The sequence below is a fragment of the Bacillus sp. LLTC93 genome (genome assembly GCF_002993125.1).
In the GTDB taxonomy this organism is placed as follows: Bacteria; Bacillota; Bacilli; order Bacillales; family Bacillaceae; genus Bacillus; species Bacillus zhangzhouensis.
In genome coordinates this window covers 22,644-46,628 of record NZ_PVME01000003.1, presented here as the reverse complement: position 1 = coordinate 46,628, position 23,985 = coordinate 22,644, and the positions used below count along the sequence as shown (strand labels likewise).

Annotated in this window: 18 protein-coding genes; all 18 read left to right on the top strand. The window is 40.9% G+C overall.

What is annotated here, in order from left to right; translation table 11 throughout:
- Window positions 1–7: 7 nt before the first annotated feature.
- The 18 genes from C6W18_RS09690 (at window position 8) to C6W18_RS09605 (ending at window position 23,957) form a co-directional block, all read left to right on the top strand.
- Entirely contained in the window at window positions 8–934 is a 927-nt protein-coding gene (locus C6W18_RS09690; protein ID WP_105927464.1) for an aminoglycoside phosphotransferase family protein, read from the top strand.
- A 71-nt stretch (window positions 935–1,005) separates the two neighbouring features.
- Window positions 1,006–1,278, top strand: a complete 273-nt coding sequence (locus C6W18_RS09685; RefSeq protein WP_105927889.1) for a YlmC/YmxH family sporulation protein — start codon at window positions 1,006–1,008, stop codon at window positions 1,276–1,278.
- Window positions 1,279–1,604: 326 nt separating this feature from the next.
- Window positions 1,605–2,507 (top strand): dipicolinic acid synthetase subunit A, encoded by a 903-nt coding sequence (dpaA, locus tag C6W18_RS09680; protein ID WP_034317620.1) that lies wholly within the window; start codon window positions 1,605–1,607, stop codon window positions 2,505–2,507.
- Window positions 2,504–3,097 carry a dipicolinate synthase subunit B gene (gene dpaB, locus C6W18_RS09675; RefSeq protein ID WP_034317617.1) on the top strand — a complete coding sequence of 198 codons (594 nt, stop codon included), beginning with the start codon at window positions 2,504–2,506 and terminating at the stop codon, window positions 3,095–3,097. Before dpaA ends, dpaB begins: the two co-directional genes overlap by 4 nt.
- Window positions 3,098–3,236: 139 nt before the next feature.
- Entirely contained in the window at window positions 3,237–4,256 is a 1,020-nt protein-coding gene (gene asd / locus C6W18_RS09670) for an aspartate-semialdehyde dehydrogenase (RefSeq protein ID WP_105927463.1), read from the top strand.
- Window positions 4,257–4,348: 92 nt separating this feature from the next.
- Window positions 4,349–5,563 (top strand): aspartate kinase, encoded by a 1,215-nt coding sequence (gene dapG, locus C6W18_RS09665; RefSeq protein WP_105927462.1) that lies wholly within the window; start codon window positions 4,349–4,351, stop codon window positions 5,561–5,563.
- Window positions 5,564–5,593: 30 nt separating this feature from the next.
- Window positions 5,594–6,460 carry a 4-hydroxy-tetrahydrodipicolinate synthase gene (gene dapA, locus C6W18_RS09660; protein WP_034317608.1) on the top strand — a complete coding sequence of 289 codons (867 nt, stop codon included), beginning with the start codon at window positions 5,594–5,596 and terminating at the stop codon, window positions 6,458–6,460.
- A 171-nt stretch (window positions 6,461–6,631) separates the two neighbouring features.
- A complete protein-coding gene (gene rnjB, locus C6W18_RS09655) occupies window positions 6,632–8,299 on the top strand; it encodes a ribonuclease J2 (RefSeq protein ID WP_034317604.1) in 1,668 nt (555 codons plus the stop codon).
- 120 nt (window positions 8,300–8,419) lie between these two features.
- A complete protein-coding gene (locus C6W18_RS09650; RefSeq protein WP_105927461.1) occupies window positions 8,420–9,148 on the top strand; it encodes a ClpP family protease in 729 nt (242 codons plus the stop codon).
- The gene (locus tag C6W18_RS09645; protein WP_105927460.1) at window positions 9,145–9,381 is read left to right on the top strand and encodes a YlzJ-like family protein; all 237 of its coding nucleotides are present in this window, start codon (window positions 9,145–9,147) and stop codon (window positions 9,379–9,381) included. Before C6W18_RS09650 ends, C6W18_RS09645 begins: the two co-directional genes overlap by 4 nt.
- Before the next feature lie 110 nt (window positions 9,382–9,491).
- Window positions 9,492–11,861, top strand: a complete 2,370-nt coding sequence (locus C6W18_RS09640) for an FtsK/SpoIIIE family DNA translocase (protein WP_142392794.1) — start codon at window positions 9,492–9,494, stop codon at window positions 11,859–11,861.
- Between the two features lie 164 nt (window positions 11,862–12,025).
- The gene (locus tag C6W18_RS09635; protein ID WP_105927459.1) at window positions 12,026–12,751 is read left to right on the top strand and encodes a GntR family transcriptional regulator; all 726 of its coding nucleotides are present in this window, start codon (window positions 12,026–12,028) and stop codon (window positions 12,749–12,751) included.
- Between the two features lie 103 nt (window positions 12,752–12,854).
- A complete protein-coding gene (bcbE, locus tag C6W18_RS09630) occupies window positions 12,855–14,084 on the top strand; it encodes a bacillibactin exporter BcbE (RefSeq protein ID WP_189318091.1) in 1,230 nt (409 codons plus the stop codon).
- Window positions 14,085–14,399: 315 nt separating this feature from the next.
- Complete coding sequence (locus C6W18_RS09625; protein ID WP_105927458.1) at window positions 14,400–17,516, top strand: MMPL family transporter; 3,117 nt, start codon at window positions 14,400–14,402, stop codon at window positions 17,514–17,516.
- A gap of 145 nt (window positions 17,517–17,661) precedes the next feature.
- Window positions 17,662–18,942 carry an EF-P 5-aminopentanol modification-associated protein YfmF gene (yfmF, locus tag C6W18_RS09620; RefSeq protein ID WP_105927457.1) on the top strand — a complete coding sequence of 427 codons (1,281 nt, stop codon included), beginning with the start codon at window positions 17,662–17,664 and terminating at the stop codon, window positions 18,940–18,942.
- Complete coding sequence (yfmH, locus tag C6W18_RS09615; protein ID WP_105927456.1) at window positions 18,939–20,231, top strand: EF-P 5-aminopentanol modification-associated protein YfmH; 1,293 nt, start codon at window positions 18,939–18,941, stop codon at window positions 20,229–20,231. Before yfmF ends, yfmH begins: the two co-directional genes overlap by 4 nt.
- 152 nt (window positions 20,232–20,383) lie before the next feature.
- On the top strand, window positions 20,384–20,860 hold the full coding sequence (locus tag C6W18_RS09610) for a MarR family winged helix-turn-helix transcriptional regulator (RefSeq protein WP_105927455.1): 477 nt from the start codon (window positions 20,384–20,386) through the stop codon (window positions 20,858–20,860).
- Window positions 20,838–23,957 carry an MMPL family transporter gene (locus C6W18_RS09605; RefSeq protein WP_105927454.1) on the top strand — a complete coding sequence of 1,040 codons (3,120 nt, stop codon included), beginning with the start codon at window positions 20,838–20,840 and terminating at the stop codon, window positions 23,955–23,957. Before C6W18_RS09610 ends, C6W18_RS09605 begins: the two co-directional genes overlap by 23 nt.
- The last annotated feature ends 28 nt before the right edge of the window (window positions 23,958–23,985 follow it).

Genomic DNA, 23,985 nt, shown 5'->3' with positions numbered 1-23,985 from the left:
TGCTTTGATGAAAAATGAACAACTGAAACAGCTCTCCCCGCTTCTGAAACAAGCCATCTCCTTCCAGCCGATGACATCTGGATTTTCGGGAGACCGCATATTTTTGGTCACAACGTCATCTAGCGAAAAGCTGGTGCTCAAGCTATCAGACATACAAGAGTATCCCCGCTTAAGAAAAAAAGCGTCAGTTCTGCGTAAGTTGAAAGAAAGAGGAATTCTTTGTTCTGAAGTCATTGAGATCGGAATGAGTGTTGAACAAAGCTGTTCCTATCGTATTCTCCCTTTTATCGAAGGAGAAAATGCCAGAGCATCCATCCATCTGCTCACAAACAAAGAGCAGTATGAAATCGGGAGACGGGCAGGCAGAGAGCTGAGTCTCATGCATACATATCCTGCGCCTTCTCTTGAAGTGCCGTGGGATGAGCGAGTGATGGCGAAACATGAACGGTATGTACATGCCTATCGATCAAGTGGAGTGACCTTTAACCATGATCAGTTCGTATTGGATTTTATCAAGTCGCATGCTGATGTGGTCAAAGGGCGACCTAACCGGTTCCAGCATGATGATTTTCATTTAGGGAATATCATCATAGAAGGCAATCAATATGCTGGCGTGATTGATTTCGATCAATTCGACTGGGGAGACCCCATTCATGATTTTTATAAGTTGTCTTTATTTAGTCGAGAGAACAGCATTCCATTTTCAGTTGGACAATTGGATCACTATTTGAGTACGCAGGCCACAAACGACGATTTCTGGCTTCTTTTTTCCATCTACACAGCAATGAGTTTTTTTTCGTCTATTGTTTGGACGCTGACCTTTGACCCGGCACATGTAAAAGACATGGTTGACCGAGTGGATAGAATGCTGACAGACCATGAGCGTTTTAATCAACTGATGCCGACTTGGTATAGCAATTGGCATCAGTCATGACATGTAACGAGCAGGACGGTCTATTTCTCCTTTCTGCTGCATATATGATATGGAAGGGAAGTGATGCCATTTTGAGGCTAAGTGAGCTGTCAGGAAAAGAGATCGTCGATATCAAAAGAGCGGAGCGGCTTGGCGTGCTGGGACAAACCGACCTTGAAATAAATGAACAGAACGGTCAGATTACAGCACTCATCATACCTTCCGTCAAGTGGTTCGGCTTTCGAAAACAAGGAAATGACATCCGCGTTCCGTGGAATCACATTCAAAAAATAGGATCAGATATGATCATTCTCGATGTGCCTGAAGAACTTCAGCCGCACGGGGAAAAAGAGCACCCATCATAAAGGGGGCTCTCAGCGTGTAGACAAACCCTCGCATTCTGTGTCAGTCCTGCGTGCCGGTGCTCACGAATGTCAAATTCGCTCCGCTCCAGTACTCGTCCTTCCTAGACTGCAAAGGTTTTCTATCACGCTGAAAAGAAGACAAAGGGCTAAAATGAAGATCATTTTAGCCCTTTGTCAACAATTTGAAAGAGCACCCATCATAAAAGGGTGCTCTTTTTCTTTTCTCTCCCTGATTTGTTCACAGGCTGAATCCTCTCCTCATATGCTGAAAGGGAGATTCAGAAAATATTACAGACTTTTTTAAATAAAGAAGGTGAACGGTCAGTATGTTGAGCGGTTTAACGGTTGCGGTGATCGGGGGAGATGCAAGGCAGCTTGAAATCATTCGCAAGCTGTCACAGCAGCATGCCAAAGTGTTTTTGGTCGGATTTGATCAGCTGGATCATGGGTTTATCGGTGCTGAAAAGCTTAAAATGTCAGAACTTCCATTTGAACAGGTAGACAGTATGATTCTGCCGGTATCAGGTGCAACAGATGAAGGCGTCGTTGCCACAGTTTTCTCAAATGAGCAGGTTGTGCTGGAAGCAGAATATTTAGAAAGAACCCCTGCACATTGTACCTTGTACTCAGGTATTTCTAATACGTACTTAGACAATCTGGCAAAGCAGGTGAACCGGAAGCTTGTGAAGCTGTTTGAGCGTGATGATATTGCCATATATAACTCTATTCCAACAGTTGAAGGGATTATCATGATGGCCATTCAGCAAACGGACTATACGATTCATGGATCACATGTGGCTGTTCTCGGGCTTGGAAGAACAGGGCTCACCATTGCCCGCACATTTCGGGCGCTAGGAGCGGATGTGAAAGTAGGTGCTGCAGATACAGCCCATTTAGCGCGAGCCTTTGAGATGGGACTTGACCCGTTTTCAATGGACCGATTAAAGGAAGAAGTAACAGATGTTGATATCATCATTAATACGATTCCAAGCCTTGTATTAGACTCGTCTGTCATCGTCAGCATGACACCGAAGACACTCATTTTGGATATCGCCTCCCGCCCAGGTGGAACAGACTTTGACTTTGCACAAAAGCACGGAGTGAAGGCGCTTCTTGCACCAGGACTTCCAGGGATTGTTGCACCAAAGACAGCAGGGCAGATCATTGCAAAAGTGCTTTCCGGGCTATTATGTGAACTTGCGGAGGAAAAGAGGGGGATGGAATCATGACAACATTAAAAGGAAAAAGAATCGGCTTTGGTTTAACAGGTTCCCACTGTACGTATGAAGCCGTTTTTCCACAAATCGAGGCACTTGTGAAAGAAGGGGCAGAGGTGCGTCCTGTGGTGTCGTATACGGTGCAAAACACGAATACGAGATTCGGAGAAGGAGCCGACTGGATTGAGCGGATTGAGAAACTGACGGGGTTTCAAGCGATTGACTCAATCGTCAAAGCAGAGCCGCTCGGACCAAAGCTTCCACTCGATTGTATGGTCATTGCTCCTTTAACAGGAAATTCCATGGCGAAATTCGCAAATGCCATGACAGACAGCCCTGTTTTAATGGCTGCAAAAGCAACCATTCGAAATCATCGTCCCGTCGTTCTAGGCATCTCGACAAACGATGCATTAGGCTTAAATGGTACAAATCTCATGAGGCTGATGTCGACAAAGAACATTTTCTTTATTCCATTTGGTCAAGATGATCCATTCAAAAAGCCGACTTCTATGGTAGCAAATATGAACCTTCTTTCTCAAACAGTAGAAGAGGCGCTTCATCATAGACAAATTCAACCGATTTTAATTGGACCAAACGAATAATAGATTCACTAGAAAATCATGAAAGATTCAAAAAAGATACTTCAAGCCTTGCTTTTCTATGGTAAAATAAAATGTAAAAAGTCATAGGATGGCCATCCGAAAGAAAAGAATCATGGATGGGTCGGAAGGAGTTTTACTGATGGGAAGAGGATTGCATGTAGCTGTAGTTGGAGCGACTGGAGCTGTCGGTCAACAAATGTTAAAAACACTAGCTGACAGAGATTTTGAAATGGATACACTTACTCTACTATCCTCAAAACGTTCTGCTGGTACAAAAGTGACATTCAGAGGTCAAGCGTATACTGTTCAAGAAGCAACACCTGAAAGCTTTGAAGGGGTCAACATTGCACTATTCAGTGCCGGAGGAAATGTTTCCAAGGCGCTAGCTCCTGAAGCAGTCAAACGAGGTGCGATTGTTGTAGACAACACAAGTGCTTTTCGTATGGACGAAAATATCCCTCTTGTCGTACCAGAGGTAAACGAAAAAGATTTGCATGACCATCAAGGGATCATTGCAAACCCTAACTGTTCAACGATTCAAATGGTGGCGGCATTAGAACCGCTTCGTCAGGCGTATGGAATGAAAAAAGTCATTGTGTCCACATACCAGGCAGTATCAGGTGCAGGACATGAAGCCATTGACGAACTATACAGCCAGACGCAAGCCATTTTAAATAAAGAAGATGTAACACCAGAAGTCATGCCTTATCAAATTGCATTTAATGCGATTCCACAAATTGATAAATTCCAAGACAATGGCTATACATTCGAAGAAATGAAAATGATCAACGAAACGAAAAAAATTATGCATATGCCAGAGCTAGAAGTAGCGGCAACATGTGTGAGACTTCCAATTGAAACGGGTCATTCAGAATCCGTTTACGTTGAACTAGAATCAAATGATGCAACGGTTGATGACATCAAGTCCATTCTAAAAGATGCACCAGGTATTACGTTGCAAGATGATCCGTCTCAGCAAATTTATCCAATGCCTGCAGATGCTGTTGGAAAAAATGACGTATTTGTCGGCCGCATTCGGAAAGATTTGGACCGTCCAAATGGCTTCCATTTGTGGATTGTATCTGATAACCTGCTGAAAGGCGCTGCATGGAATTCAGTTCAAATTGCAGAAAGCTTAAAAGCTTTAAAATTAGTTTAACATTCAATGGATGATGAGGACGAACAGAAGAGAGTTAGGCATCTTTCGCCTGCTCTCTTCTGTTACGTCAGAATGAACTTGGAGTGAAAACAGTGAAAATAATTGTCCAAAAATTTGGCGGTACATCTGTCAAAGATGATCAAGGAAGAAAACGGGCACTTGCACATATCTTATCTGCAAAAGAGAAAGGCTATAAATCGGTTGTTGTCGTATCGGCAATGGGACGAAAAGGCGATCCTTATGCAACAGATACGCTGCTTGGACTGCTTTATGGCAGCGCCCAGCATATGACGAATCGAGAAAAAGATTTACTCGTTTCTTGCGGCGAAAATATATCAGCTGTTGTGTTTTCAAGTATGCTGAATGAAAACGGGCTAAAGGCTGTTGCGATGACTGGATCACAGGCAGGCTTTGTGACGGATAAAGAACATACAAATGCGAAAATTATTGACATGAAGTGTGAACGCCTTGAGGCGGCACTTTCTGAGCATGATGTGGTTGTTGTCGCTGGTTTCCAGGGAGCTGCAAAAAATGGAGACGTGACAACGATTGGACGAGGTGGCAGTGATACGTCAGCTGCTGCGTTAGGCGCTGCATTGCAAGCAGATTTTATCGATATTTTTACAGATGTAGAAGGGGTGATGACAGCAGATCCCCGCATTGTAAAAAATGCAAAACCGCTGAGAGTCGTGACATATACTGAAATTTGCAACCTCGCATACCAAGGGGCGAAAGTCATTCACCCAAGGGCTGTTGAAATTGCCATGCAAGCAAAAGTACCAATGAGGGTCCGCTCAACATACTCTGATGATGAGGGTACACTTGTGACGTCACACTACTCAGATAAAATGAGTCATGATGTGTATGACCGCCTCATTACGGGTATTGCACATGTCAATGATGTGACGCAAATCAAAGTCCCGGCAAAAGAAGGGCAATACAGCGTGCAAACAGAGGTTTTCAAAGCAATGGCAAACGCACAAATCAGTGTTGATTTCTTCAACATTACACCGAGTGAAATTGTGTATACAGTGACAGGTGCAATGACTGAAAAGGCAACGTCGATATTAAAAGACCTCGGCTATACACCGATTGTGACAACCAATTGCGCGAAGGTATCAGCTGTTGGAGCAGGCATCATGGGTGTACCAGGAGTCACATCTAAAATTGTTTCGGCTCTATCAGAGCAAAACATTCCGATTTTACAATCAGCTGACAGTCATACGACCATTTGGGTGCTCGTGCACGAAGAAAACATGAGAGCGGCTGTCAATGCCCTGCATGAAGTGTTTGAACTTTCAAGATAAATGTGATTGAATCATGATGAGGTGAAAAAAATGAATTTCGGAAATATCGCAACAGCTATGATTACACCTTTTGATAAAAAGGGCAACATTGATTTCCAAAAGCTATCAATTCTCATTGATTACTTGTTAAAAAACGGCAGTGACTCTTTAGTCGTTGCAGGTACAACAGGCGAATCGCCAACTTTATCGACTGAAGAAAAGGTCGCTCTTTTTCAGCAATCGGTGAAATTAGCAAATGGTCGTTGTAAAATCATTGCAGGAACAGGCAGTAATAATACAAATGCGTCTATCAAACTAACAAAAAAAGCAGAAGAAGCGGGCGTTGATGCAGTGATGCTTGTCGTACCTTACTACAACAAGCCATCACAGGAAGGCATGTATGCACACTTTAAAGCAATTGCCGAGTCTACATCTCTTCCTGTCATGCTTTACAATGTACCAGGAAGAACGGCTGCTTCATTAGCACCAGAAACAACGATTAAGCTTGCGCAAATACCAAACATTGTCGCGATCAAAGAAGCAAGCGGCGATCTAGATGCCATGACAAAAATCATTGCAGAGACGCCAGAAGATTTCGACGTATATTCAGGTGACGACAGCTTAACACTTCCTGCTGTAGCTGTTGGTGCAAAGGGAGTCGTCTCTGTGGCGTCTCATATCGTAGGACTTGATATGCAGCAAATGTTGAAAAGCTATGCTTCAGGTCAAACAGCCAATGCAGCATTGATCCATCAAAAGCTGCTTCCAATCATGAAACAGCTTTTCACAGCGCCAAATCCAACGCCTGTCAAAACAGCCCTTCAACTGAAAGGTCTAGATGTCGGATCTGTTCGTCTCCCTCTTTTGCCTTTGTCAGAAGAAGAGAGACTGGATTTGAGCAGCGTATTAAATAGCTGATCAAAACAAAAAATTTCGTAAGCGGTCATTCTCAGATGTCCCTGAGTATGACCGTTTTTTATACATAAACACTATCTTAAAATGTGACTGCATCTTGTTTTCTAAAATTAGATTCAGTTATAATAGCATTAAGCGATGATGGACGGGCTTGAGACTAGGAGGATAAGAATTTTGAAAAAGAAAAATACAGAGAACGTAAGAATTATTGCACTGGGAGGTGTTGGAGAAATCGGGAAAAACTTATATGTCATTGAAATTGATTCAGACATATATGTTGTAGATGCAGGTTTAATGCATCCAGAAAACGAAATGCTGGGCATTGACGTGGTTATTCCTGATATCTCTTATTTAACTGAACGAGCTGATCGGGTGAAAGCAATTTTTCTTACCCACGGACATGATGAGGCAATCGGAGGCGTATTCCATTGCTTGAGTAAATTGTCTGTACCAGTCTACGGAACGAAGCTGACCCTTGCGTTACTTCGGGAGAAATTAAAGCAATATGGCTTCAACCAAAAAGCTGATTTGCGCGAAGTACATGCGAAATCGGTTATTACATTTGAAACAACAAAAGTATCATTCTTTAGAACGAATCATAGTATTCCTGATTCAGTCGGGATCAGCTTCAAAACCTCTCTTGGTTCAATTGTATGCACAGGTGATTTTAAATTTGATCAAACCCCAGCGCTTAACCAAGCCTGTGACATCGGAGAGATTGCGAAAATCGGAAACAATGGCGTTTTAGCCCTTCTTTCAGATAGTGTGAATGCTGAAAAACCAGGCTATACACCATCTGAGGCAATCGTCCAAGACGAAATCTCAAATGCGATGTACAATGCTGAGAATCGTGTGATAGTCGCTGTATCTTCATCAAATATTAACCGTGTACAGCAGATCATTAATGCAACCATTCAAAATGGGCGTAAGCTTGCAGTAGCAGGAAAGAATATGATGACAACTCTTCAGCTGGCAATCAAGCTCGGTTACGTCACAGCAGACGAAGAATTATTTGTGCCAGTACAAGAAGTGAAGAAAATGGCGAAAAACGATGTGGTCATCCTGACTGCTGGAAGCCATGGTGAGCCTCTTGCTGCTTTAACAAAAATGGCCAAACAAAATCACAAACAGCTTCATATTGAAAAAGGTGACACTGTTGTGATTGCGTCTACACCTCTTCCAGGACAAGAACTGACGTATTCAAAAACAGTTGATTTCCTCACAAGAAGCGGAGCACAGGTCATTTTTGCTCAAAAGCGCGTACATGTATCTGGACATGGCTGTCAAGAAGAATTAAAACTGATGCTGAACTTACTAAAGCCGACGTATTTAATTCCGGTGAATGGTGAATATCGTATGCAAAAAGCACATTCTCGTATTGCTGAAGAAGTGGGAATGAAACGTAGCGACATTTTCTTGATTGATAAAGGGGATGTTGTTGAATTCAGAGGACAGAACGTAAAGATCGGTGAAAAAGTTCACCAAGGTAACATTTTGATTGATGGTCTTGGCGTTGGAGATATCGGTAACATTGTTTTACGCGATAGACGCCTATTGTCTCAAGATGGAATCTTAATTGTGGTCATTACGCTCGACAAACAAAAGAAACAATTAATTTCTGGACCTGAAATCATCACAAGAGGATTTGTTTATGTAAGAGAATCCGAAGAGCTGATTGTGAAAGCAACAGAGATGGTAAAAGGAATTGTCAAAGAGCAAACGGAAAATTCTATTGTTGAATGGTCAACATTGAAACAATCCATGCGCGATGTATTAAATCAATTCCTATATGAAAAAACAAAACGTAAGCCGATGATCATTCCAATTATTATGGAAGTGTGATGAGAAAGCCCAAGGAGCATAAGCTCTTTGGGCTTTTTTGATGTGGCGCTAGGAAAGCGGATGGAATACGACCCTCTTGTCCATAATAGGAGGAGAGTTTTTAGGAAAGGATGGAGACAAATGGACGAAAAGAATGAACAGCAGTCTGAGCGAAAGCCAGAAGAAAAAGATAGCATTATGAGCAAAATACAACAGCTTGGTGAAACAGCAGTGCCACAGTTGCCACAGGATACAAATATACATTGCCTCACCATTATTGGACAAATTGAAGGTCACATGCAGCTTCCGCCACAAAATAAAACAACCAAATACGAACATGTCATTCCGCAAATTGTAGCAGTTGAACAAAACCCAAAAATCGAAGGGCTTTTAATTATCTTAAACACAGTGGGCGGCGATGTAGAAGCAGGTCTAGCCATTGCGGAAATGCTGGCGTCATTATCGAAACCGACTGTATCGATTGTGCTCGGCGGCGGCCACTCAATTGGTGTCCCAATCGCTGTATCGTGTGACTATTCGTATATTGCAGAAACAGCCACTATGACCATTCATCCTGTGCGTTTAACCGGTCTTGTGATTGGTGTCCCGCAAACCTTTGAATACTTAGATAAAATGCAGGACAGGGTTATTAACTTTGTCACGAGTCATTCAGACATTACAGAAGAAAAGTTTAAAGAGCTGATGTTCTCAAAAGGCAATTTGACAAGAGACATTGGAACAAATGTCGTTGGTCATGAGGCAGCAGAATACGGACTCATGAATGAAGTAGGCGGCGTAGGACAAGCGATTAAAAAGTTGAACGAGCTCATTGGAGACAGGGCATCTCAAAATGAGGGGCTGATCCAATGATTTTATATACACCTATGCCCTATGAAGCCATTTACGCTGAGGAACAAGGAGACCGCAAACTGCAGCAGGTAAACATTCAAGGCGTGCCAGTGATGGTTGAAATGAAAGAAGATGAAGCAGAAATTGTCCAAGTGATGAGCACCAATCCAATGGACTTTTTGAATCAAGAGCTTGCACCAGGCAAGCGATTGAAGTTACATTTAGGTACCAATCAAACCGACTCATATGAATGATTCTATGCTATAATAAAGGGAAAACTTACAACAAGATGCAGCCAAAACCAGGCTGCTTTCTTTCTGATCTTTCGGTAGGTTATATTTTCTTTCGTAGTAAGGTGATGAGTATGGCTAAAAAGAGGAAACGTAAAACGAGAAAAAAACAAAATAAACAGCTAAAACTGAAATATGAATTAAATGGGTTAGTCTGTATTGCCATAGCGATCATTGCCATTTTACAGCTAGGTGTTGTTGGACAAACCTTTGTACATCTATTCCGATTCTTTGCAGGTGAATGGTTTATTCTCTGCCTTATCGGATTATTTCTTTTTGGTGTGACGATCTTTTGGAAAAAACAAATTCCAGATATGTTGACAAGAAGAAAAGCAGGTCTATACTGCATCATTGCGAGCATCTTGCTGTTGTCACATGTGAAGCTTTTTCAGCACCTGTCATCTGCAGGCGTCATAGGCTCTCAAAGTGTGATCAGAAATACGTTTGAGCTTTTCTTAATGGACATGAAAGGTGAGACTGGGTCGCCTGATTTAGGAGGCGGCATGATCGGCGCCGTATTATTTGCTGCTTCGTATTTCTTATTTGCACAAGCAGGCTCTCAAATCATGGCGATTGTTCTCATGCTGATTGGTATTGTTCTGATCACAAATCGATCACTGCAAGAAATGGTCAAAAAAGTGACACTCCCTGTATCACAATTTATGGTGAGGCAGTGGAAGGCGTTTGTTCAAGATATGAAGGGGATCAGGCAGGCGAAAAAGAGCGCACCCTCTCAGAAAATAGGTGAAAAGAAAAAACGTTCACGCATTCAAGAGGATGACGAAGATGATCATATCTTGATCGAGGAGGAAACACCGGCTTCTGACAATAGTCAGCCCATTATTTCAAGCTTTGCAGACAGGGATGACATTCTCACCCCGCCGGTTCAAAAAGAGCAGGTAATAAAAGAATCAGAACCGCTTCAAAAGCCCGTGCAAAGTGCATCATCTCAAGATATGGCTGATGAACCAAAAGAAGTGCCGCCTATGACATTTACCGAACTTGAAAACAAAGATTACGAATTGCCGTCTCTTGATATTTTGGCAGAGCCGCAGCATTCAGGTCAGCAAACAGATAAGAAAAATATATACGAAAATGCAAGGAAGCTTGAAAAAACGTTTCAAAGCTTTGGTGTAAAGGCGAAAGTCACTCAGGTTCATTTAGGGCCGGCCGTGACCAAATATGAAGTATACCCAGATGTCGGTGTCAAGGTAAGTAAGATTGTCAACTTAAGTGATGATTTAGCTCTTGCCTTGGCAGCAAAAGACATTCGAATTGAAGCGCCGATTCCTGGAAAATCAGCCATCGGGATTGAAGTTCCTAATGCAGAAATTGCCATGGTTTCTTTAAAAGAGGTCTTAGAATCGAAGCAAAATGACCGTCCAAATGCAAAACTGCTCATTGGACTTGGCCGAAATATTTCCGGTGAAGCCGTGCTCGCTGAAATGAATAAAATGCCCCATTTGCTTGTAGCAGGATCAACCGGAAGTGGAAAAAGTGTATGTATCAATGGCATTATCACAAGTATTCTCATGAGAGCGAAACCTCATGAAGTGAAGATGATGATGATTGACCCGAAAATGGTAGAGCTAAATGTCTATAACGGCATCCCGCATCTTTTAGCTCCAGTTGTAACGGATCCAAAGAAAGCCTCACAGGCACTCAAAAAAGTAGTCAGTGAAATGGAGCGCCGCTATGAATTGTTTTCTCATACAGGGACAAGAAATATTGAAGGATACAATGATTACATTAAACGAATGAATCAATCAGAAGAGGCAAAGCAGCCAGAACTTCCTTATATTGTCGTCATTGTAGACGAGCTTGCAGATTTAATGATGGTTGCTTCTTCTGATGTGGAAGATTCCATTACAAGACTTTCCCAAATGGCTCGTGCTGCAGGTATTCATTTAATTATCGCAACACAAAGACCTTCTGTCGATGTCATTACAGGTGTCATTAAAGCCAACATCCCATCCCGTATCGCCTTTAGTGTCTCCTCCCAAACAGATTCTAGGACCATCCTTGATATGGGAGGCGCAGAGAAACTGCTCGGCAGAGGGGATATGCTATTTTTACCTGTTGGAGCAAATAAGCCGGTCCGTGTGCAAGGCGCATTTTTATCCGATGAAGAAGTGGAACATGTCGTTGATCATGTCATCACACAGCAAAAAGCGCAATATCAAGAAGAAATGATACCAAGTGAAGAACCTCAGGATCAGCTTGCGTCTGTGGATGACGATTTATATGATGAAGCAGTTGAACTGATTATCGGCATGCAGACAGCTTCTGTCTCTATGCTTCAAAGAAGATTCCGCATCGGTTATACACGAGCCGCACGTCTGATTGACGCAATGGAAGAGCGAGGGGTTGTAGGCCCATATGAAGGAAGTAAACCGAGAGAAGTTCTACTCTCAAAAGAACAATATGACGAGCTCTCTTCATAAATCGAAGAGAGCTTTCCTAAAATAAAGTCAACAATATAATGATTATGTTAACTGAATGTCAGACTATTTATTTATTTACAAAAACATGATATAGTTATGTTCATCTTATCTCGGAATAGAGATTTCTCATCTTATCATTTGCATTGATTAGACGGAGGGAAAACATGTCGACCAAAACAGACAATCGCCATTTATATTTGAAAGTGATTGACCGTATTAAAGAAGATATTCAAACAGGCGTATATGCCGAAAAAGAAAAGCTGCCTTCAGAGTTTGAGCTCTCAAAGCTTTTAGGTGTGAGCAGAGCGACACTGCGTGAGGCCCTTCGTATATTAGAAGAAGAGAAGTATTTAATTAGAAGGCATGGTGTGGGAACTTTCGTCAACTCAAGACCTCTCTTCTCAACAGGTATTGAACAGCTGACAAGTGTCACGAAAATGATTGAGCAGGTCAATATGACGCCAGGTACCATCTTTTTATCTTCGCAAGAAGGGGAGCCAACAGAGAATGATGTCATTCGTTTTCAGTGTGATGAATCTGATGAGATTTTTTCAATGGAACGGGTTCGAACGGCAGATGGACAGCCAGTCGTCTATTGTTTAGATAAGATTCCGGTCAAGCATCTCCCTGCTTCTTTTACTCATGAAGAAGAGTCACTTTTTGAGCTGTTTGGAAGAGAACCACACAGCGGGATTAAATATGCAGTTGCTGACATCGAACCGATTGGCTATCACGATCAGGTCTCACCGATACTAGAATGTGATCCTGAAACGGCGTTACTTTTACTGAAACAAATACACTATGATCAGGATGATCAGCCGGTCTTATACTCACTCAATTACTTTCGAGCGGATAAATTCAGCTTTCATGTCATACGTAAACGATTTTAACAAAGCAGTCGCTACCATAGGCGGTTGCTTTTTGTTTGTCCATACATAAAACCCGTAAAACTTGCCATCCTAATACATAACAGTATATAGAATTGGGTGAATGATGTTGGGCGAGAATACAGTCAGTAAAAAGAATATTATTGCATTATCATCAGTGCCTCTAATCATGACACTTGGGAACTCGATGTTAATACCAGTATTGCCTGAGATAGAAAAGAAACTCTCGATCACTTCCTTTCAAGTCTCACTCATTATTACGGTATACTCCGTTGTAGCGATCTTGTGTATACCAATTGCTGGTTATTTATCTGACCGGATTGGGCGGAAAAAGGTTCTCCTGCCGTGCCTCTTAATTGCAGGACTTGGGGGAGCTGTGGCAGCTGTTGCCTCAACCATCATGAAAGAACCCTACATGTGGATTCTGTTTGGCAGAGTCCTTCAAGGTGTTGGCTCAGCCGGAGCGGCACCTGTTGTCATGCCGTTTATAGGAGATTTGTTTCATGATGATGAAGAGGTAAGTGCGGGCCTCGGCGCCATAGAAACCTCTAATACAGCTGGAAAGGTACTAAGTCCTATTATTGGGGCACTTCTTGCTTCATGGTTTTGGTTTGTGCCATTTTGGTTCATTCCGTTCTTTTCGATCATAAGCTTTCTCATGGTGCTGTTTATGGTTGAGTCTGCGAAAAAAGAGGAGGAACCGCCTACATTTAAAGAATTTTTAAAATCAACAAAGACCATTTTTAAGCATGAGGGACGCTGGCTTTATGCCATTTTTGCTATTGGCGGTTTTATTATGTTTCTTCTTTTTGGTGTGCTCTTTTACTTATCCGATAACCTAGAGGTGGCGTATCAAATAAAGGGGGTCAAAAAAGGGCTGCTGCTTAGTATCCCGCTCCTTTTTTTATCGATAAGTTCCTACATTGCTGGGAAAACGATCGGAAAAGAAAAGGGGAAAATGAGAATCTTTCTAATCGTAGGTATGGCCCTTTTATCAATTTCCTATATTTTTTTATGGTGGAATCACAGTTTTTATGTCTTATTTATCTGTTTAAGCATTGGTGGAGTGGGGATTGGTATGGTTCTTCCTGCGCTTGATGCTCTGATTACAGAAGGAATTGAAAAAGAGCAGTGCGGAACCATTACGTCATTTTATAGCAGTATGCGGTTTATCGGTGTCGCTTTAGGACCTCCGATTTATGCCTATCTCATGGATAAAGGAGACTCAATCGTTTTTATTCTCTCGACCATATGCAGTCTCATTTCATTATTTTTAGTGCTCTTTTTCATCCAGCCAGATGAAAAGGATGAAAGTGAACAATTGAAAACGGTTTAAACATAGAAAAAGATGGTATTTTGCCATCTTTTTTCTTTTTTATAAATTGACATGTAAAATTTTGATAGTTAAACTAATGTATAGTAATATCTTTTAAATTATCCCAAATAGGAGGTGTAAAAAATATTCATTTTCTGCCGTTCTTTAGGCAGAAATTGAGCTCGTGGCTGATGATGGATATGTGTTTCTTCAACACGAACGGACAATTGAATAGGTCATCCTGCCATTAGCACGTTGAAGGAGACGAAGCCAGCACTTCAGACACGCTCAAATACAGCAAATTGATTGATGAACTAGAAGGAGCTTGAAGCAGCTATGTTGCAAATTATTAAAGCAAGATGGATTGTATTAGTGGTGTGGATGATAACAGCTGTTATTCTGTTTATTACTGCGCCCGATTTAGAGGAATTAACAAGAGAAAAAGGTCAATTAAAGGTTCCGGAGGGGACACCAACAGCTGAAGCACTTCACTTATTGGATAAGCTATCAGATCATAACGGGAAAAAAGATACTGGTGTGATTGTATTCTCCGAACAACATCTGTTCCCTGCGAAAGAGCAGGAATTAAAAAAGGCTTTAGCTGCACTCATGACACATGCCCCAGAACTCCACATTGACGGAATTACTTCGTATTTCCATGTAGAAAAGGACATTCAAAAACAACTTTTATCAAAGGATAAAAGTACACTTCTTGTTCCATTCAAATTCGACCACTACGAAACAAAAGCTGTGAAGATTAAAGAACAAATTGAGGAAGTTTTAAAGCCCTACGGCGTCTCATATGAAATGACGGGTCAAAAATTTGTGGATGCAGATGTTATTAAAAGCTCTCAACAAGGTCTGAAGAAAACTGAACTTATTACGATGATTTTTATTTTCTTTATTTTAATAATTGTATTCAGATCGATATTGGCACCTGTTGTTCCGCTCATTACGATTGGCATTTCTTACGCCGTTAGTCGGTGTATTGTGGCTTTTCTTGTAGAATATACGCAATTTCCTCTATCTAATTTTACTCAGATTTTTATGGTAGCCATTATGTTCGGTATAGGAACGGATTATTGTATATTGCTTTTAAGCCGTTTTAAAGAGGAAATTGGTCAAGGACGTGATGTCAAAGAGGCGATTATCATCACGTATCAATGTGCAGGGAAAACGGTATTTTTCAGCGGCTTAGCCGTGTTAGTCGGCTTCTCAAGTATTGGTTTTGCTAAATTCCAATTGTATCAGTCAGCCGTCAGTGTGGCCGTAGGGGTTGGCATCCTGCTAATTGCCCTTGTCACAATTGTTCCTTTTTTTATGACCGTCTTTGGAAAATCCCTTTTCTGGCCATCTAAACGAGAAAACATTCGACATCCGCAAAGTAAGATGTGGGAATGGGCTGGGCGTTTTTCATTTAAAAGGCCGCTAATTAGCTTAGGTTTAGTCGCACTTATCACTGTACCGCCTATCCTGATGTATGACGGCACCCTTTCTTATAACAGTTTAAATGAGATTGGGACAAAGTATGAGTCAGTGTCTGCATTTAATAAGATATCAGAGCAATTTGGCTTTGGTGAAGCGTTGCCGCTGAATGTGCTCGTCGAAAGTGACAATGAACTAGATAATCAAGAAAAGATTGTCACGATTGAAAAACTGACCCGTAAATTAAATGACATTGAGGAAGTAAAAGCGGTTCGCAGTGTCACTCGTCCTGTTGGAGACGGGTTAAGTCAGCTTTACGTCACCTCTCAAGCGAAAGAACTGGGAGGAGAGCTAGGCAAAGGTCATGAAGGAATCGGGAAAATTTCTGATGGCTTGTCCGAAACAAACCTAGCCCTTCTCAAACAAAAACCAAAAATTGAAGAATCTGCCAAAGGCATTGACCAGCTGATTGATGGTACAAAAGCTATCAAAAGCGGTATCGGAGAAGTAAGGAAATCCCTGATTTCTTTAGAAGATGGGGTCAGACGCAGTAAAGATGGAGTAGGCACCATTCGTAGTGAAATCAAAGAAGCGAAAAAAGAATTAGAACAACAATATCGCAGCAGTGAAGCCATGATTCAAGAGCTTGAACAAGTTGTGAGTACGCTGGAACGTCACGCGAAATCGAATCAACAGCTGATGACAACCATTAAAAAAGTAAAACAATCCTATGAGAATTTATCATTTGAAGCACTTGAAAATCGGCTTCCAGAAGTAAAAGATATGGATGAATATAAGGAAATCAAAAAAGTATTCAAAGACACGAAAGGAATGCTTGACCAAGCTGGAGATCAAATGAGTTTATATGAAGATGAAGCATCTGCCTTTAAACAAAAGATCAAGAAAGCAGATCAAGTCATTGAAACCTTATCAAGCAAGCAAAAAGAAGTAAAGCGTCAAGTACAAGCGCTTATGACAGGTCTGGATCAAATTTATAATGGTCTGGATGAAACAAATGAAGGGCAAAAACAATTAATCAAAGAAATGCCTAAAATCGAAGATGGTGCAGATCAGCTGACAGATGGCCAAAAAGCCATCAAAAAAGGATTTAACCAGCTATCATCAAAAATGACATTATTAACAGATGGTTTAGATGAAAGTATTTCAGGGCTTGAGCAAGTCAAAAGCGGCTTCACTGAGGCTGACAGCTACTTAAAGCAGCTTCAGCAAGCGCCAGATGAAGAAATAACGGGCTGGTTTATCCCAAAAGAAGTATTAAAACGCCAAGAGTTTAAGAGAATATTTGATACGTATATGTCTCCAGATCGTAAATTAACCACCTTTGAAGTCATTTTAAACGTGAATCCATACAGCAATGAAGCGATGAAAGGTGTAGCGAAAATCGAGGACACTCTTGATCAATATTTACCTGTAAGTGGACTGAAAAATGCCAATTACGGTGTATCTGGTATCTCAAGCTTAAATGTTGACTTAAAAGAAACGTCTGATGGTGACTTTATCAGAACAGTGATTTTCATGTTAATTGGCATCTTCTTTATTTTAATTTTATTATTACGGTCAATCGTCATGCCGATATACTTAACATTATCACTTATTTTAACGTATTTTACATCCATCGGTTTAACAGAATGGATATTTAAAACATTCTTTGGCTACGACGGTGTCAGCTGGGCTGTCCCATTTTTCAGCTTTGTCATTCTTGTCACACTCGGCATTGATTATTCGATCTTCCTTATGGATCGTTTTAATGAATGGAAGGGAGAGCATGTTCAAGCATCAATGATATCAGCGATGAGAAATATGGGCTCAGTCATTATTTCAGCAGTTGCCATTTTAGCAGGGACCTTTGCCGCTATGCTGCCATCGGGTGTGCTATCACTTGTTGAAATTGCAACGGTCGTACTCATTGGATTATTATTATATGCTTTTGTTGTTCTTCCACTCTTTATTCCGGTCATGGTTCGTATTTTCGGTAAATGGAATTGGTGGCCTTTTAGAATGAAATAACGACCGGCGTCTCTGCTTATAGCAGAGGCGTTTTTATTTCCTATCCTTTCCTCTGATTGATATAATGACTATTAAATGGCTGTTTCACGTATATATCAGCTATGTTCTAATACATAATAAATAGGATGAACAAAGGAGGTTTCTCATGACGTACTTACAAGAGAAGACATTGGACACACCTGGTCTTCATACTCATATTGTCAAAACAGAAAAATTTAAAACAGTGACAATCCTTTTTAAAATGCTTGCGCCTCTATCAAAAGATGACGTCACCATGCGATCTCTTTTCCCCCATGTGCTGTTAAGAGGGACAGAAAAAATGCCGAAAACAGGAGAGTTGCGTGCTTATTTTGATGAGCTCTATGGAGCAACAGTTTCGGCTGACATGGCGAAAAAAGGAGAGAATCACATCATTACATTCCGCCTTGAAATGGCGAATGAAAAATATTTAAAGGATCAAACACCTTTACTAGAAAAAGGGATTGCCTTGCTATCTGACCTATTATTTCATCCGCACGTTGAAGATGGGGTGTTTAGTCATTTATATGTAGAGCAAGAGAAACGTACATTAAAACAGCGAATTCAAGCAGTGTATGATGACAAAATGCGTTATTCGAACTTAAGGCTTGTGCAGGAAATGTGTAAAGGTGAACCATATGCACTCCACGTCAATGGTGAAATGGAAGACCTCGAGAATATTACAGCAAACACGCTCTTTGAAGCTTACGAGCATGCACTTCAATCAAATCAGCTTGATCTCTATGTTGTGGGGGATGTTGACGAACAAGACATCAACCGAATGGTCTCGCAATACTTCAAAACAACTGAAAGAGAGCCGATCAAACAAAACACCGAATCATCAAGGTCACAAAAAGAACCAAAAGAAGTCATTGATGAAGAAGACGTAAAACAAGGAAAGCTGAATATTGGCTTTCGCACGCATACAACGATTGCAGATGAAGATTATCCAGCGCTGCATTTGTTTAATGGCATTTTCGGCGGCTTCTCGCATTCAAAGCTATTCATTAATGTTCGGGAAAAAGAAAGTCTTGCGTACTACGCTGTGTCTAGACTTGAGAGCTTTAAAGGCTTGATGATGGTCATGTCAGGTATTGAAGTCGGTAACTACCAGCAGGCAGTAGACATCATTAAAGAACAATTTGATGCGATGCAAAAAGGCGATTTTTCAGAAGAAGCGATTGATCAAACAAAGGCAGTCGTCAAAAATCAGCTGCTGGAAACGATTGATACGTCTTATGGCACTGCGGAATATTTGTATCAGCATGCAGTCGTGCCAACGGGCGAGACCCTTGATTCCTTTTTAGAAGCGTTAGACCGAGTGACAAAAGAAGACATCATCAAAGTAGGTCAAAAAATCGAATGGGATACGACCTATTTTCTTAAAGGAACGGAGGGTGCTTCATGACAGTAAAAACAATTCAATTCGATCAGCTGCAAGAGACGGTGTATCATGAAAAAATGGAAAGCGGACTAGACGTCTATGTGCTGCCAAAGCAAGGGTTTAATAAAACATACGCGACCTTCACAACAAAGTATGGCTCTGTCGATAACGAATTTGTGCCGCTTGGCAAAGAAGACATGATCAGGGTGCCTGACGGAATTGCCCATTTCTTAGAGCATAAGTTGTTTGAAAAAGAAGATGGTGATGTGTTTCATACATTTAGTAAACAAGGGGCAGCTGCAAACGCTTTTACCACGTTTACGAGAACGGCCTACTTATTTTCAAGTACCGCAAATGTCGAACAAAACCTTGAGACACTCATTGATTTTGTGCAAGAACCTTATTTTACTGAAAAAACGGTCGAAAAAGAAAAGGGCATCATTGGTCAAGAAATTAATATGTATGATGACAATCCGGACTGGCGTTTATTCTTTGGTTTGATTGAAAATCTTTATCAAGAGCATCCGGTGAGAATTGATATTGCTGGAACAGTAGAGAGTATTGCTCCAATTACAAAAGACCATTTGTATGAATGCTATGAAACGTTCTATCACCCGAGCAATATGCTCCTTTTTGTTGTCGGTCCTGTTGACCCGAAGCAAATATTAGATCAAGTAAGAGCGAATCAAGCGAAAAAACCGTTTACAGACCAGCCAGAGATCAAGAGAAAAGAAATCAATGAGCCTGAAAGCGTGTACCGAAAAGAATACGAACTGAAAATGAATGTACAAGGCTCTAAATGTATGTTCGGTTTGAAAACAAAAAACCCGCATAAAAAAGGAAATCAGCTTCTCAAGCATGAGCTTGGGATGAACCTGATTTTAGAGACGCTGTTTGGAAAAAGTTCCTTACAATATGAACGGATGTATGAAAAAGGCTTGATTGATGAGACATTCAGTTACGATTATACGGAAGAGGGCGGCTTTGGTTTTACTTCAGTTGGTGGGGATACGAACGATCCTGATCAACTGGCAAAGGAATTAAAAGAAACCCTCCTTCAAGCAAAGAGCCTGATCACAGAAGAAAAAATTGAGCTCGCGCGCAAGAAAAAAATTGGCAGCTTTTTAAAAGCCATGAACTCTCCAGAATACATTGCCAATCAATTCACTAGATATGCGTTCTTAGAAATGAGCTTATTTGATGTCGTGCCAGTGCTTGAGCAAATTCAATTAACAGATATTCAGCAGATATTAGAGGAAGAAATTGATGAAGAGCGGATGTCTGTTTTCAAAGTCGTCCCGAAAACAAAATAAATGAAAAAAGACAAACTCAGGTCAAATGAGTTTGTCTTTTTTATGTTCAATTGAAGGAAGCGCTTGCTTTGTGAAGATAATGATTGACAATTGTTTTGCTTATTAGTTAAACTCTTTAATAGTTAAACACTTAAACTAAAAAGGAGCAGCGTATGGAACAAAAAAAAATTGCACAGCTCATTCAGAGGTATGCAGACGTCTATCTCATGTTGGAGAAAAAAGTATCGAGTATGATCACAGAAAAGCTTGATAAAGAGCTTACCCTTGATCAGTATTACTCGCTTCGATACATCAATTTACATCCAGGGTGTACATCAACAGACCTAGCTAATGTATGTAATGTGAATAAAAGTGCTGTGACATCAATGACAAACCGTCTATTCACAAAGAACTATATTGTTCGTGAGCACGATCAAGCCGATAGAAGAAATGTGCATCTGTACGTAACTCCAGAGGGCAAAGATGTGGTCAGCCGAATGGAAAAACAGCTTCAAGGTCTTGTTCGATCTTATTTTAAAAAGCTGGAAGAAAAGGAAATGGAATCATTTATTCAAACTTATGAAAAGATCTATCAGATTATCATCGAAGAGGAGGCACAAAGTACTAATGAGAGCAATCATAAAGGGTAGATGGCTTATCACGATCCTTTGGGTCGCATTAGCGGCAGTGTTACTTATCACCGCTCCTAATATGGCCCAATTAACAAAAGAAAAAGGGCAAATTTCTGTTCCAGATGGTTATCCGTCCTCATATGCCGATCAGCTATTAAAGAAAATGTCTGAAAACGGAGATACAGAAAAATCAATCGTCATTGTCTTTCAAGAAAAGAACATTGTCAAAGAAAGAGAAACATCTTTAAAAAAGGCAATGGAGATTTTAGAAAAGGATAAAGATCTCCACGTAGAAGACATCACTTCTTATTTTGAAGCGAACAAAGATATCAAAAAACAAATGCTCTCTAAAGATCAAACGACGCTCCTTGTTCCAGTTACATACGACTCGAACAAAATCAAAGCATCCGATTTTAAAGAAAGAGTCAATGAAAAGCTTAAGAGCCTGAACCTGAAATTTGAAATGACAGGGCAGCCGTTAATCGATGATGATGTGATCACAAGCTCGCAAGAAGGCCTGAAGAAAACGGAGTTCATTACAATTGGGTTTATCCTAGTCGTCCTTGTGCTTGTCTTTAGATCAGCGGTGGCACCGTTCGTGCCTTTAGTCGCAGTGGCCCTTTCTTACTTGGTCAGTCAATCCATCGTAGCTTACTTAGTCAAATATCTAGACTTTCCACTCTCGACCTTTACCCAGATCTTTATGGTCGCGATCATGTTTGGAATTGGAACAGATTACTGTATTCTACTTCTCAGCCGATTTAAAGAAGAGATTGCGCATGGAAAAGACAAAATTGAAGCCATTCTTATTACGTATAAAACAGCAGGAAAGACGGTCTTATTCAGCGGAATCGCTGTCCTTATCGGCTTTACATGTATTGGTCTAGCGCAATTCCAGCTTTATAAATCAGCGGTTGCCGTCGCAGTTGGAGTCGCTGTGCTCATCGTGGCACTGCTCACCGTAGTCCCATTCTTTATGGCGGTTTTAGGAAAAGTGTTATTTTGGCCGATTAAAGGCGATATTGCCCATCCGCAGTCAAAAATGTGGGAAACGGCAGGTCGTTTCTCTTTTAAGAAACCACTTTTCAGTTTATTAATCGTAGCGATTATTACGCTCCCGTCAATTTTTATGTATAAAGGAACCCTTTCTTATAACAGCTTAGATGAAATCGGTAATAAATATGAATCCGTCAATGCGTTCAATACGATTTCTGACAAATTTGGACCAGGGGAAGCACTCCCGGCAACGGTTGTGGTGAAATCATCTGATCTCCTTGATAATAACGAAGGGCTTATTGCCGTAGAAAAACTAAGTCGCGCGATTGAACAAACAGATGGTGTGAGTAAAGTTAGAAGTGCAACACGTCCTGTCGGTAAAGGGCTGAGTGATCTGTACGTGAAGTCACAAGCCAAAGAGCTGAATAATGGACTTGATAAAAGCAATGAAGGCTTGAAAAAAATTCAAGATGGGCTTACGACAATGAGTAAATCCATTGAGGATCAAACACCACAAATCAAATCATCTGGAAAAGGCATTAACAAATTGATTTCTGGTACCGAATCCGTGCAAACAGGCATTCAAAACGTGGAGAAAACGTTAAGAAAACTGAAAGACGGAATCGACCAAAACAAACAAGGTGTGGCAGCCATTAAAGAGGAAATAAAGGGTGCGAAAAAAGAATTAACGGATCAAGTCGCACAAGTGAATCAGCAAGTTGCCCTATATAAAAGCATTTCCAAAGAATTAAAGGCAGCTTTAGCACAAGTCGATACGACATCATCTGCTGCAGCGGATGTTAAAGCTTTGATCACTCAAGCGAATCAGCAATTCAGTACACTTGAAGAGCAAATTCCGCAGGTGAAAGAAAATCAATCGTATCAAGCCATCAAAGCTTCATATAATGAACTTTCTACTACCTTACAAGAAAGTGCCAAACAGGCAGACAGCTACGCAAAACAAGCAAAAGAAGCAAAAAAACAGCTTGAAGCAGCTGACGCTTTTATCGCAAAAGCTTCAGAGCAGCAAAAAGTGTTTACAAATAAAATTGATCAGCTCATTGCAGGCTTAGAAGAAATTGAAAATGGATTGGCTCAAACGTCAAAAGGGCAAGGACAGTTAGCTGATGGTATGCCAAAGCTTGCAAATGGAGCAGGCGACATCATTAACGGTCAAAAGCAAATGAAAGAAAAGATTGGTGGCTTTGGTGATGACCTCACCAAGCTGACAGATGGTCTGAACAAGAGTGTAGATGGACTTGAGAAAATTTCAAGTGGCTTAATGGGTGCAGGAGACTACTTAGACGAACTGAAAAATGCACCAGATCAAGACATGGCTGGCTGGTTTATTCCAAAAGACGTCCTAAAAAATAAAGCATTCAAGCAAGTATTTGATTCATACATGTCGGATGACCGCAAAATGACAAAGATTGATGTCATTTTAGAAAAAAATCCATATGGCAATGAAGCTTTGTCGACGATTAAGCGAGTGGAAGCTTCTGTCGAGCGGGCACTTCCTGAAACAAACCTAAAAGATGTATCATTTGGCGTTTCGGGCGTATCAAGTATGAACGCTGATTTAAAACAGCTGTCAGACCAAGATTTCAATAAGACGGTTCTTTACATGATGATCGGTATTTTCCTCATATTGGTGATTCTGTTCCGGTCGCTTGTCATGCCGCTTTACTTGGTTGGTTCACTCATTTTGACTTACTTTACAGCAATAGGTGTAACAGAATTTATTTTCACCCATTTCTTCGGATATCCGGGCATCAACTGGGCTGTTCCATTCTTTGGATTTGTCATATTAATGGCGCTGGGAGTAGATTATTCGATTTTCTTAATGGAGCGGTTCAATGAATACAAAACAAAAGACATTCAGTTTGCAATGACCGAATCAATGAAGAATATGGGATCTGTCATCATGTCTGCTGCCGTTATTTTGGCAGGAACATTTGCAGCGATGCTGCCTTCAGGTGTGCTGTCTCTTTTACAGATTGCAACACTTGTCCTCACAGGACTTTTACTGTATGCACTCGTTGTGCTACCATTATTCGTACCTGTTATGGTCAAATTGTTCGGATCAGCAAACTGGTTCCCATTTAAACGAAAAGAATAGGCATTTCATAAAGAAAGTAGGAACAAAG

Bases quoted from the DNA above. Each gene is read 5' to 3' on its own strand.
- C6W18_RS09625 (WP_105927458.1), top strand. From the start codon at position 14,400: ATGTTGCAAATTATTAAAGCAAGATGGATTGTATTAGTGGTGTGGATG.
- asd (WP_105927463.1), top strand. From the start codon at position 3,237: ATGGGAAGAGGATTGCATGTAGCTGTAGTTGGAGCGACTGGAGCTGTC.
- C6W18_RS09605 (WP_105927454.1), top strand. From the start codon at position 20,838: ATGAGAGCAATCATAAAGGGTAGATGGCTTATCACGATCCTTTGGGTC.
- dpaA (WP_034317620.1), top strand. From the start codon at position 1,605: ATGTTGAGCGGTTTAACGGTTGCGGTGATCGGGGGAGATGCAAGGCAG.
- yfmF (WP_105927457.1), top strand. From the start codon at position 17,662: ATGACGTACTTACAAGAGAAGACATTGGACACACCTGGTCTTCATACT.
- dapA (WP_034317608.1), top strand. From the start codon at position 5,594: ATGAATTTCGGAAATATCGCAACAGCTATGATTACACCTTTTGATAAA.
- C6W18_RS09650 (WP_105927461.1), top strand. From the start codon at position 8,420: ATGGACGAAAAGAATGAACAGCAGTCTGAGCGAAAGCCAGAAGAAAAA.
- C6W18_RS09690 (WP_105927464.1), top strand. From the start codon at position 8: ATGAAAAATGAACAACTGAAACAGCTCTCCCCGCTTCTGAAACAAGCC.
- C6W18_RS09610 (WP_105927455.1), top strand. From the start codon at position 20,384: ATGGAACAAAAAAAAATTGCACAGCTCATTCAGAGGTATGCAGACGTC.
- dpaB (WP_034317617.1), top strand. From the start codon at position 2,504: ATGACAACATTAAAAGGAAAAAGAATCGGCTTTGGTTTAACAGGTTCC.
- C6W18_RS09645 (WP_105927460.1), top strand. From the start codon at position 9,145: ATGATTTTATATACACCTATGCCCTATGAAGCCATTTACGCTGAGGAA.
- bcbE (WP_189318091.1), top strand. From the start codon at position 12,855: ATGTTGGGCGAGAATACAGTCAGTAAAAAGAATATTATTGCATTATCA.
- yfmH (WP_105927456.1), top strand. From the start codon at position 18,939: ATGACAGTAAAAACAATTCAATTCGATCAGCTGCAAGAGACGGTGTAT.
- C6W18_RS09635 (WP_105927459.1), top strand. From the start codon at position 12,026: ATGTCGACCAAAACAGACAATCGCCATTTATATTTGAAAGTGATTGAC.
- C6W18_RS09640 (WP_142392794.1), top strand. From the start codon at position 9,492: ATGGCTAAAAAGAGGAAACGTAAAACGAGAAAAAAACAAAATAAACAG.